The 12962-nt window shown below is 35.6% G+C and carries 6 protein-coding genes; all 6 read left to right on the forward strand.

Annotation, left to right across the window (positions count from 1 at the left end; all coding sequences use genetic code 11):
* Positions 1-1556: DUF4982 domain-containing protein (locus KHA98_RS17420; RefSeq protein ID WP_213259173.1), on the forward strand; the 1556-nt coding region annotated here is incomplete at its 5' end.
* Between the two features lie 20 nt (positions 1557-1576).
* Complete coding sequence (locus KHA98_RS17425; RefSeq protein WP_213259174.1) at positions 1577-2914, forward strand: alpha-L-fucosidase; 1338 nt, start codon at positions 1577-1579, stop codon at positions 2912-2914.
* A 247-nt stretch (positions 2915-3161) separates the two neighbouring features.
* Positions 3162-5831 carry a glycoside hydrolase family 3 C-terminal domain-containing protein gene (locus KHA98_RS17430; RefSeq protein ID WP_213259175.1) on the forward strand — a complete coding sequence of 890 codons (2670 nt, stop codon included), beginning with the start codon at positions 3162-3164 and terminating at the stop codon, positions 5829-5831.
* A gap of 650 nt (positions 5832-6481) precedes the next feature.
* Positions 6482-7495 carry a LacI family DNA-binding transcriptional regulator gene (locus KHA98_RS17435; protein ID WP_213259176.1) on the forward strand — a complete coding sequence of 338 codons (1014 nt, stop codon included), beginning with the start codon at positions 6482-6484 and terminating at the stop codon, positions 7493-7495.
* 265 nt (positions 7496-7760) lie between these two features.
* Entirely contained in the window at positions 7761-11102 is a 3342-nt protein-coding gene (locus KHA98_RS17440) for a SusC/RagA family TonB-linked outer membrane protein (RefSeq protein WP_213259177.1), read from the forward strand.
* A 31-nt stretch (positions 11103-11133) separates the two neighbouring features.
* Positions 11134-12699, forward strand: a complete 1566-nt coding sequence (locus KHA98_RS17445) for a SusD/RagB family nutrient-binding outer membrane lipoprotein (RefSeq protein WP_213259178.1) — start codon at positions 11134-11136, stop codon at positions 12697-12699.
* Positions 12700-12962: the final 263 nt, after the last annotated feature.

Below are 12962 nucleotides of genomic sequence, written 5' to 3' on the forward strand. Positions count from 1 at the left end.
ACGGAAAAAGAGTCGAGATTTTTGGGACTTGCAATCACCATGATTTAGGCGCTTTGGGAGCAGCTATTAATACCTCAGCCTTAAAAAGACAATTGGTTATGCTCAAAGAAATGGGTTGTAATTCCTTGCGAACTTCTCATAATCCACCTGCTCCTGAATTACTGGAACTGGCAGATAAAATGGGATTCCTGGTTTGGGACGAAGCTTTTGATGCGTGGAAAATTGGTAAAAAGAAATTAGATTATAATGTAATTTTTGATCAGTGGCATGAAAAAGACCTGATGGCTTTAGTGCACAGAGATAGAAATAATCCTTCGGTATTTATCTGGTCAATCGGGAATGAAGTTCCGGATCAGCAAAACGTAAAATTGACCAAAGAGCTGGCTGATATTATGCGCAGAGAAGATCCGACACGTCCGGTTTCAAACGGATACAACGATCCCGATGGAGGAAGAGCCTCAGGAGCTGTCATGGCGTTAGATATAATGGGAGTAAATTATTTCTTTGATCAACAGCCAAAATGGGATATAGATCCGAGATATGAGAAAAAACCAACCATTGGCAGTGAAACGGCTTCAACAGTAAGTTCGCGTGGAGAATATTTCTTCGATGATAAATTCAATAAAGCCTCGTGGCAAATTTCATCTTACGATGATGCTTTCCCGGATTGGGGTTGTTCGCCCGATACTCAGTTTCGAACTAATGCAAAATACCCGCATTTGTTAGGCGAATATGTCTGGACAGGTTTTGATTATCTGGGAGAACCAACTCCATACAATTCTGATGAAACCAACTTATTGAATTTTAGAACCGATCCTTCTAAACAAAAAGAACTGGAAGCAAAATTGGCCGAACTCCAAAAAAGCAATCCGCCATCCAGAAGCAGTTATTTTGGAATTATTGATTTAGCCGGATTTCCAAAAGACCGTTATTACAGCTACAAATCACATTGGAGACCAGATGTACCAACGGCTCATATTCTGCCACACTGGAACTGGAGCGAACGCATCGGGCAGGTAGTTCCCGTACATGTGTACACTTCTGGAGATGAAGGCGAATTATTCCTTAACGGAAAAAGCCTTGGAAGAAAGAAAATGACAAAAGGAAAAGATTTCAGATTGATTTGGGATAACGTGATTTATGCGCCGGGAGAATTGAAAGTGATTTGCTATAAAAACGGAAAACAATGGGCAACTGAAAGTATAAAAACAACCGGAGCAGCTGCAAAATTAAAAATGGCTGCAGACAGAAGTGAAGTTCTTGCAGACGATGTTGATTTGGTTTTCGTGACAGTTGATATTACAGATAATGGCGGTTTAGTCGTACCACGTACCAATCCGTTAGTTACGTTTTCAGTTGAAGGAGCCGGAGAAATTGTAGCAACAGACAATGGAGATGCGACAAGTTTTGTTCCGTTTCAAAGCCATGAACGCCCGGCTTACAACGGAAAAGTTCTGGTCATTGTAAAAGCTAAAAAAGGAGAAAAAGGACAATTTATTGTAAAAGCAGAAAGTAACGGATTACAGGCAACATCAATAGTAATCCGAATAAAATAAAAATATAAAATTTAAAAAACATGATAAAAAGATTAATAGTAGCAGCTCTTCTGGCAGGAACTTCTATTGTAGGGAATGCACAAAATAAAATTGCAGCAAAGGATATCGAAGGAAAAATGAAATGGTTTGAAGATGCCAAATTAGGAATCTTCATTCATGCCGGAATTTATTCTGTTGCCGATGTTTCGGAATCGTGGAGTTTTCACAACGGAAAAATTTCTGTTGAAGATTATATGAAACAACAAAAAAGCTACACTTTAAGTAATTATGATCCTGCTGCGTGGGCAGAAATGATTAAAGAATCGGGTGCAAGATATGCGGTAATTACAACAAAACATCATGATGGTGTGGCTATGTACGATACCAAATTAGGGAAATTGAGTTCAGTAAAAACCTGTCCGGCCAAAAAAAATATGGTAAAACCTTTCTTTGAAGAATTGCGAAAAAGAGATATAAAATGCGGCGCTTATTTTTCATTAATCGACTGGACACACAATGATTATCCGGGGTTTTTAAAAGACAAAGCACGTTACGATATCAAAAAAGAACCGGCTCGCTGGGAACGTTTCCAAAAGTTTTTTCAGGGACAGATAAAAGAAATTTCAGACTGGTACAATCCTGATTTATGGTGGTTTGATGGAGACTGGGAACACAGTGCAGAAGAATGGCAGGCAGAGAAAACACGTAAAATGATGTTAGACAGAAATCCGAATACGATTATCAACGGACGTTTGCAAGGTTATGGCGATTATGATACTCCGGAACAAAATTTTCCAGTAGTGCGTCCGGCGTTTAAATGGTGGGAATTATGTATGACGATGAATGAAAACTGGGGCTACCGTGTAAGCGATACTAACTGGAAAACGCCTTACGAAATCATCACCATTTTTGTTGATGCGGTATCAAACGGAGGAAATTTATTATTAGACATAGGTCCAAAACCAGACGGGACTTATCCAGAAACAGTAGTTTCTACTTTGAAAGAACTTGGTGACTGGAACAAAAGAAATGGAGAAGGTATTTTCGGAACTATTCCGGGAATTCCAATGGGACATTTTTATGGGCCAACAACACTTTCTAAAGATTCAAAAACGCTTTACTTATTTGTTCATGGAAAAACTTCAGGACAATTGATGCTAAAAGGATTAGATAATAAAATTCAGGACATTACGGTTTTGGGTTCCAATGTAAAACTGACTCATAAAGTAGTGGGAAAAATTTCATGGAGTGCCGTTCCAGGACTAGTTTATATCGATTTGCCGGAGAATGCGATTGATAAATATGTAACCTGCATTAAAGTGACACTAGATGCACCTGTTAAATTATATAGAGGTCAGGGAGGTTTCTTAACCAATTAAAAAATAAGATTAGGATAAAACGCAAAAAAATTAACACATAGAAACATAGTCCTAATACGTCGGGATTATTTAAAAGAATATAAAAGGAAATTTATTTCTGCCACATAGCTAAACTATGTGCATTTAAAGTAGTGAAGCGCCTTTATTGAGTCTGTGAAATCTATGAGTCTATGTGTTAAAATAATTGCAACCAACAAATTGATATAAAATATAATCTACGCCATAAAGGTATTTCAATAGTATAATCATGAACAAAAAAGTAGTTATAATCAGTTTATTTTTTGGCGCCCAGGCATTATTTGCCCAAAATGCTCCGAAATATAAAAATCCAAAATTGCCTGTGGAAGAACGCGTTCAGGATTTATTATCCCGAATGACGACGGAGGAAAAGTTTTGGCAAATGTTCATGATTCCAGGTGATTTATCTGATGGAGCAGAAAATTATAAAAACGGAATTTTTGGTTTTCAGGTAAGTGCAAAAGGAAGTACCGATGCAAGCAATCAGATTTTAGATTACACTGCAGCAAGCAATGCTAAAGAAACCGTAAAACTGATCAATAAAATGCAGCACTATTTTGTTGAGAAAACCCGTCTCGGAATCCCGATTATTGCTTTTGATGAAGCCCTACACGGATTAGTGAGAGACGGAGCAACAGCTTTTCCGCAATCTATTTCACTAGCGGCAACTTTTGATCCGTCATTAGTAAAAAGAGTTTCAACAGCAATTGCATTAGAATCTAAAAGCCGCGGAATCCGTCAGATTTTGTCGCCTGTTGTCAATCTTGCTTCAGATGTTCGTTGGGGACGCGTAGAAGAAACCTATGGAGAAGATCCTTTTTTATCTTCCAAAATGGGCGTTGCTTATGTATCTTCTTTTGAAGAAAGAGGCGTGATTACTACTCCTAAACATTTCCTTGCCAACAGCGGAGACGGCGGGCGCGACAGTTATCCGATTGATTACAACGAACGTTATTTAGAAGAATATCAGTTTCCGCCATTTCGTGCTTGCTTTAATGAAGGCGGAAGCAGAAGCGTGATGACTTCATATAATACCATAAACGGAAGTCCATGTACGGCAAATGATTGGCTGCTGAATAAAAAACTGAAAGGTGAAATGAATTTTAAAGGATTCATTATTTCTGATGCCAATGCGGTAGGAGGCGGAAATGTCTTGCATTACACTGCTAAAGATTATCCGGAATCGGGAGCCAATGCAATAAATAATGGTTTGGATGTGATTTTCCAGACGGCTTATGATCATTATAAATTATTTCAGCCACCATTTCTGGACGGAAGAATTGATATGAAAAATATTGACGAAGCTGTAGCAAGAGTTTTGAGATTAAAATTTGAATTGGGGCTTTTTGAAAATCCGTATGCTGATGAAAAAGAAACCAACAAATGGAATGGAAATCCCGCTCATAAATTATTATCTAGAGAAGCCGCCGAAAAAGGAATCGTTCTACTGAAAAACGACAACAATGTTTTGCCGCTTAAAAAATCAATAAACTCAATTGCCTTAATAGGAAATGATATTACCGAAGCGCGATTGGGCGGTTACAGTGGTCCGGGAAATGGTAAAGTAAATATGCTTGACGGAATAAAAGCAAAGCTAGGTAAATCGGTAACGATTAATCTGGCTGAAGGCTGCGCAAGAAGAAGTGTTGAATATATTTCTGTACCATCTGCCAATTTATTTACTGTAGAAAATGGTAAAACCGTAAACGGACTGTCAGGAGAATATTTCAATAATGTACAATTAAGCGGAACTCCGGTTTTATCACGATTAGACCAGGCAATAAATTTTGACTGGACATTATATTCTCCAAATCAGGAAAAAATCAACTACGATTTTTATTCCGTTAAGTGGACTGGAAAAATAAAATCACCAGTTACAGGAACCTATAAAATCGGTTTTGAAGGCAACGATGGTTATCGTTTGTATCTAAATGGAAAACTGATAATTGACAATTGGAAAAGCCAGACCTATTCGACCAAACTTGCCGATTTTAATTTTGAAGCTAATAAAGAATACGATATCAAAGTAGAGTTTTTTGAATCGCAAGGCTATGCTAAACTTAAATTGGTTTGGAATGTTGGAGTTAAAAACGACTGGCAAAGCAAAATAGATGAAGCTGTAGCTGCTGCCAAAAAATCGGATGTTGCCGTTATTGCAGCCGGAATCGAAGAAGGAGAATTTAATGATAGAGCCTACTTAGGTTTATTAGGACATCAGGAAGAATTAATAAATGCTGTTGCAGCAACCGGAAAACCAATGGTAGTGGTTTTAGTAGGAGGGAGCGCCATCACAATGGACAAATGGATTAACAATGTGCCGTCCATTTTAGATGTGTGGTATCCGGGTGAAGATGGTGGTCATGCCGTTGCTAATATTTTATTCGGAGACAAAAATCCTGCCGGGCGTTTGCCTATTACTTTTCCTGTCTTTGAAGGACAATTGCCTTTGGTTTATAATCATAAACCAACAGGACGTTCCGATGATTATACCAATTTAAACGGAGCGCCACTTTTTCCTTTTGGTTTCGGATTAAGTTATTCGACTTTCGAATACAGCAATTTAAAATTCGACAAAAAGAAAATGGGAAAATCAGAAACGACCAAAGTCTATTGTACCATAAAAAATACAAGTACAGTCGATGGTGATGAGGTCGTTCAGTTGTACGTTAGAGATATTTTGGCATCGGTTGCACAACCCATCAAACAGCTCAAAGGTTTTCAGAGAATTTCGCTTAAAGCCGGAGAATCCAAAGAAATTTCATTCGATATTAATAAAGAAACCCTGAAAATGCTGAACGGCGACATGAAATGGGTGGTGGAACCGGGAGATTTCAGAATTATGATTGGCGCATCTTCAAGAGATATCAGACTTAGAGAAATTATTACCGTTACAGAGTAGTTGTACGATAAGATTTATAGGACTGAAAACCATTCGGAGTAAACAAAACGATTCAAAAAAAGATTTTCTATAAATATATTAGGTGTTTTTCCGGATTTATTTTGATAAAAAAGGCATTAGTTTTTGTTTAAATAAAGCTCAAATAGGCAAAACAAAACAAAATTTTCCATTAGATAAAAATCAAATGCAAAAAAATGCTTACAACTTTTTAAAGTGATAAAAATGAGCATGGTGCCGAATGAAATTTTGTAACAATTTTATCAAAAAAGAAAAATATTAAGTGGAAATAATTTGTTATGTGAAATTCTAATTTCAGACATTAACAAAAAAAGCGAATGAATAGCAGTTAACATATATTTATGTTAAATATATCGTAATTTATTAATGTTTTGAAGTGTGTTTTTTGCAATATTTATTTTTATTGAATTTGACTGGTTTTTAGTCGTTTTGTGAGAATAAAAGTACCTATTTAGCTTCTTTTATTGTTTTATTTTCAGATGATTACGAGTATAATTTTGATTTCATCTTTTTTAATGTTAAAAAACAATAATTACTATAAAAAAATCACTAAAACGTTTTTGTAAATCGTTTTATTAAATATATATTTGTTTCGATAATTTAACTAAGGTTTAAGATAAACTTAACATTTCATGAAGAAAAGCATTACTATCAAGGATATCGCCAAAGCCGCAGAGGTGTCCGTTACCACAGTTTCGTTTGTATTGAATAATAAAGGCGAAAAAATGGGGATTAGTAAGGAAGTGATTAAGAAAGTTATTAAGGTTAGTGAAGAAATGAAATTCAAACTCAACATGATCGCCAGTAGTTTGAGAACCGGAAAAACAAGATCTATAGGACTTATTGTAGAAGATATATCGAATCATTTTTTTTCTGATTTGGCAAAGGTGATCGAGAGAGAAGCAATTGATTCTAATTACAGAGTGTTTTATTGCAGTACAGGAGGAAACGATGAGCGCGCTGTTGAATTAGTTGATAGTTTGTTGCAGGCAAATGTTGATGGTTTTATTATAACGCCAACAGAGAATATGAAAACTACAATAGACAGATTATTAGAACTTCAGTGTCCGGTAGTTTTAGTCGACCGATATTTTGAAGGACAAAATGTAAGTCATGTAGTACTTGATAATTTTGAAGGAGCTGTGAAAGCAACGCAACATTTACTGGAAAATGGATTTAAGAAAATTGCTTTTGTTACCAATTACTCACAGCTTATTCAGATGAATTTGAGAAAGCAGGGATATACAAAAGTATTAGAAGAAGCAGGATTATACGATGAGTCAAGAATTCTGGATATGGAATATCAGATTTCTGAAGAAAAACGAATTGAAAAGATTGCAGAATTTTTGAGTAACAATACAGATGTAGATGCGGTATTGTTTGGAGCTAATTATTTATTGCTTGCAGGTTTGCAATCTTTTAGAAGACTTGGATTAAAAATTCCTGCAGATAAAGCAATAATTAGTTTTGATGATCATGAAAGTTTTAGACTGAACTCACCTTCAATTACTGTTTTAGCGCAGCCTATTGAAGAAATGGGGAAGAAAACGGTTAAACTCTTAATGAAACAAATGACAGATGGAATTGATTATAAAGTCACTAAAGAGAAGAAAAAAGGAAATCTAATTATAAGGGAATCAGTGTAAAAAGGAATTCCTTTTTTTTAAGACAATTAACTAAAACGTTATAGTCGGGCATGCTATAACGCGGAACACCTAACCAAATTATTAAACAAAAAAAATGCTTATGACGTAAAAGAAATTGAGAGAGAACAAACAAGAAACTTAGACTATTATCACATCCGACAAGGAGAGGGGTAATATAAAATTAAAGGTTTTAGTATTCCATATTTTTTTTAACAAGAACCTTTTAATTTAAAAAAATTAAAACCAAACCAAACTAATATTAATTATGAGAAAACTGTTATACAAATCACTGTTAGTTTTTCTAATGGTAATGTGCTATCAAGGAGTAAATGCTCAAAATAAAACAATCTCCGGGGTAATTACAGATAATGCAAATCTTCCTGTTCCTTTTGTTACTGTTAAGGAAAAAGGAACGAAAACAGAAACAAATACTGACGAAAATGGAGCATTTACAATATCAGTAAAAGATGGTGCCACGATCATCATAAGCGCTGTAGGATTTAAAACCGTTGAATTAAAAGCTAAAGACGGAATGGAAGTTAAGCTGGCAAGCGCCACTAACGAATTAGATGGTGTTACGGTAACGGCTTTGGGGCAAACAAAAAAGAACAAAGCGATTGGTTATGCAACAAGTATTATTAAAGCAGATGCGATAACAAAAACGGCATCGCCAACAATTGCTAACTCTTTATATGGTAAGGCGCCTGGTGTGCGTATTACCTCTACACCAGGGGGAGCCGGAGCAATCAATATCCAGATTCGTGGTATCAACTCTATTACAGGTAGAAATCAGCCGCTGATCATTTTAGATGGTGTGCCAATTCGTGATGGAGAGGTTAATAACAATGATTATTGGAACCAACAACGTGTTAAAAATAATGGTTTAGCAGATATTAATCCTGAAGATATTGAAAACATTTCGATTCTAAAAGGAGCTTCTGCAGCTGCATTATACGGTTCTGAAGCTGTAAATGGTGTTGTATTGATTACTTCTAAAACAGGTAAAGGAAAAAAAGGATTAGGTGTTGATTTTAGCACCAGTTATTCGGGTAATGAAATTGCATATTTACCAAGATTTCAATATGAAAGAGGTCCAGGATGGGCGAATCCGAGTTTTTCTACAGGATATTTAGCACCAGACGGTTTTGCTCATTATGAAGACTCTAGCATTAGAGGAGTTTCTAATAGTGGTAATAATTATGGTCCTTGGTTTGATGGTCAGCCTGTCTTGAGTTGGGATGGAGTTGTACGTCCATATTCAGCTCAAAAAGACGGATACAAAAATATGTTTCAAAATGCTTGGGATGCTACAACAAATATTGCGCTTACCAACAGTACAGAAAACAGCAGTACTCGTTTTTCTTACACACATATCGAGTCTGAAGGATTAAGTATGGGGAACAATAACAAGAAAAACAACTTTAACTTAAATGCATCTTTCAAAACAGGTAAATTGAAAACGGATGTTATAGTAAGTTATATGAATCAAAATGTAACTAACCGTACTTTTGCTATGGATCGTTTGGTTAATAATTTTACAGGGATGCTTAGCCCATTTGACAATGGAGATTGGTACAAAGCAAAATACAAAACCAGCTTAGGATACAAATACGTTACTGGTAAAGATACACAGAGTTTAACTCCAGGTGAGAATATTTATCGTAATGGTTTTAGAAGTGATATTGCTGATTATTTTTGGAATACAAATGCTAAAAGACAAAGTGAGATTACAAATCGTTTAATTGCGAGTGTTACCGAAACGCTTTCTATTACTAAGGATTTATCATTACGCGGTCGTATTTCAACAGATTTAACTTCTGTAAACATTGAAAATAAAAATCCTGTTGAAGTGCCTTTAATTTACGAATTTGGGAATGAAGGGGATCGTTCAGGTTCTTTTATGATGGAAGGGCAGGATTATAATATTCTTTATGGCGATTTATTAGCAACTTACAATAAAAAAATTAATGACGATTTTGGTGTAAATGCTGTTTTGGGTTATTCTGGTACAAGAGAAACTTTTAGAACATTATCCCGCTATACTGATGGTGGTTTAAGTGTTGAAGGATGGTACGATATTAATTCGTCTATAGGTATAGCCAAAAGTGATTCAAAAAGAGAAGAGACTGTAAAAGATGCTATTTTTGGAACCTTGAGTGGAAGTTTTAGAAATTATTTATTTATTGAAGGAACCATCAGAAGGGACCGTACTTCAACAATGAACCCGAATGACAATGCGTTTACTTATCCTTCTGTAAATTCAAGTTTTGTATTGTCAGATGCTGTTCAATTACCAGAGGTTATAAGTTATGCAAAACTGCGTGGTTCTTGGGGAAAAGTGGGTAACTACCCAGATCGTTACAGAGCTAATGTGGCTTTCGATCAAAAAACTTTAGGAACACAGGGAACTACAAATCCAGTATTGATTACAACTTCTCAGTTTGATAAATATGGAAACGAAGGAATTAAGCCTGAAATGAAAACGGAGTTTGAGGTTGGTTTCGAAACTAAATTCTTTGATAGAAGATTAGGATTGGACTTTTCGTACTATAATGCAAACATTAAAGATCAAATTCTTGATATGACTTTGGCGCCAACTACCGGAGCCGCTAAAATATTAGCAAACGTAGGAGAGTTAAGCAATAAAGGATTTGAGATTGCTTTAACAGGTTCTCCGTTTAGAACTCAGGATTTTTCTTGGGATGTAACTTTGAACTGGTCTAAAAACATCAATAAAATTGTAAAATTAGCTAACGGTGCAACTGAATTATTACATCAGGATTATGATGGATCTGCCGCTCAATTAAAATCTGTTGTTGGGGAACCAATGGGAGGTATTTATGCACACCCAGTCAAAACAGATGCAAGTGGTAATAAAATGGTTGATTCTGATGGTTTCTATATGCTTGATGGTGATAAATGGGAAAAATACGGATCGGCCATGGCCAAAGGTGTGGGAGGTTTATTGAACTCATTTACTTATAAAAGTTTCACATTAGATGTAAATATAGATTATTCATACGGAGGTTCTTTAATGCCAACTGGTATCAATTGGATGACGGCAAGAGGTTTAACTGAGGAATCATTGAATTATAGCACAAACGAACGTGGCGGATTAACTTACTATAATGTGTATGATACTGCAGGTAACAGAACTGGAGGAGTTCAGGTTCCAAATTCTGCAACTACTGGACCTGCTGGGCAAACATTATACCGTGATGGTATGTTAATGAATGGTGTAACTGCAGATGGTGCTTCAAATACAAATGTTGTCTCTCAGGCAGGTTATTATGCTATGACTTACAACTGGGGAGGTCCGCAATACAGCAGCTCACGTTATGAATTGTATATTCAAAAGAATGATTATGTTAAATTAAGAGAGGTTTCACTTGCATTTAATGTACCGGCAAGCTATGCAAATAAAATTGGAGCTACTAAATTAAGTCTTTCTTTATTTGGACGTAATTTGTTCTATATCTACAGAACTATTAAAGATATGGATGCTGAAGCAACTACCGCGGGATCTAGATGGGATCAAAACGTAAACAATGCAGGATTAACCCCTTCTACAAGAAGTTATGGGGTAATGTTGAGAGCATCTTTCTAATTTGATAAATTATAATTAAAAAACGGACAACATGAGAAAATTATTATATATATCATTCGCGACAGCAGCAATCTTTTTGGGCTCTTGTTCAGATAATGATTTTGCAGAAGCATATAGAAACCCGGCTACAGTAACGACGACAACTGTGCCAAAACAATTTGCTGGGTTCATGAAAATCAACTTTGAGGATGTAATCCCATCGTATTGGAATTATTTTACAGTTATCAGAACAACTTCTCTAAGTTATACTCAGGCCCACGGATTTACAAACACGACGGGACGATACATTCCAGGGGCTGCAGTACAAGATAGATGGGTAAGATATTACAAATTTATTGCCCAATATAGAGAATTAGAAAAAGTGATGGCTTCCTTATCTGCTTCAGACCAAACAGCAAATAGAATCTACATGATTACTTCAACTATTTATTTGTACGATCATACCTCAAAAATGATTGATAATTTTGGAGATATCCCTTTCTCTGAAGCAGGGAAAATTAGTTTAACTGGAGGTAACTATGATGCTGCTGCAGCTAAATATGATAATCAGACAGATCTCTATATTAAGATGCTGGATGAATTAAAAGGTTTTTCTAATGAGTTGAAAACAATTACTTTGCCTGCAGGAATCGAAACAGTATTTAAAAACCAGGATTTGATTAATAAAGGAAACTTGGAAATGTGGAAGAACTACTGTAATTCTTTACGTTTAAAGTTATTGAATAGAGTTTCTGCTGCTCCGGCTTTTACTGCCAGAGCAAATTCAGAAATGGCTGAAATCATTGCCGAAGCAAAAATTGTAGATGAAAATTCTGAAAATATCGCATTCAGAGTATATAATCAGGATACAGATTTAGATACTGCAGGATTCTTTGATGCTTTAGAGGGGGGAAATAATAATATTGCTCCAAAACCAATGATCGATCACATGAATGCCAATAGCGATCCCCGTGAACCATGGTTGTTCGAAAAAGGAGCAAGCGCAGCTGATTATGTAGGGCTTGACCCATTATTAGGATCAGGAGCTCAGGATCAATTAATTGCTAATACTCAAATCGCGATTTACAACAGATCTGTAATTAGTAAAAATAAATGGTTACCGGGAACATTGATTAATGCTGCCGAAGTAAATTTAATTCTTGCAGAGTACTATTCAAGAAACGGAAACGGAACTACAGCAAAAACCTATTTCGAAAAAGCAATCAGACAATCTATTGAGTATTATGTTAGATTAGGTGATAAAGCGGATGTTTTAACATGGAAACCTACAACTGAGCCTACAACTGCTGAGATTGATGCTTATATTGCTAAAATTGATTTTGGAGCAGCTGTAACACCAGCAGATCAATTGCAATTGATTGCTTTCCAAAAGTATATTCATTACAATGTAATGCAGGCTGATGAATCTTGGGCTGAACAAAGAAGATTAAAACTTCCGGCACTTAATTTCATGGAAGATGAAACAAGTACAATCAGAAAAACACCTCCAACTCGTTGGACATATCCAAATTCTGAGCGTGTTTATAATACAACAAATTACAATACTGTTAAAGACAAAGATAATTTAAGTACCAAAATTTTCTGGGACGTAAAATAATTTCATTTTTAATGTTTGGTTAGTAATTGGTAAACCCCCAGTTTCAGTAAAATGCTGAAGCTGGGGTTTTTGATTTATGAAAACTTAATTGCACAAGAATATATATTTTTCACGCAGATTTACACAAATTAAAGCAGATCTGCATAGATAAAAATTATTAAAGTTTTTTCCATAGCCCCTGGTTTTAACAACGGGATCTTAGAAATTGCGAATAAGTCAGGCTTTAGCCAAATTAGCGTAAAGTATAAAATAACGGTTTAATT

Origin of the sequence: Flavobacterium branchiicola (assembly GCF_018383905.1) — a bacterium.
Classification (GTDB): domain Bacteria; phylum Bacteroidota; class Bacteroidia; order Flavobacteriales; family Flavobacteriaceae; genus Flavobacterium; species Flavobacterium branchiicola.

What these genes read in the sequence shown, in the direction of transcription:
- KHA98_RS17425 (WP_213259174.1), top strand. Translation starts at nt 1,577, where the DNA reads ATGATAAAAAGATTAATAGTAGCAGCTCTTCTGGCAGGAACTTCTATT.
- KHA98_RS17430 (WP_213259175.1), top strand. Translation starts at nt 3,162, where the DNA reads ATGAACAAAAAAGTAGTTATAATCAGTTTATTTTTTGGCGCCCAGGCA.
- KHA98_RS17435 (WP_213259176.1), top strand. Translation starts at nt 6,482, where the DNA reads ATGAAGAAAAGCATTACTATCAAGGATATCGCCAAAGCCGCAGAGGTG.
- KHA98_RS17440 (WP_213259177.1), top strand. Translation starts at nt 7,761, where the DNA reads ATGAGAAAACTGTTATACAAATCACTGTTAGTTTTTCTAATGGTAATG.
- KHA98_RS17445 (WP_213259178.1), top strand. Translation starts at nt 11,134, where the DNA reads ATGAGAAAATTATTATATATATCATTCGCGACAGCAGCAATCTTTTTG.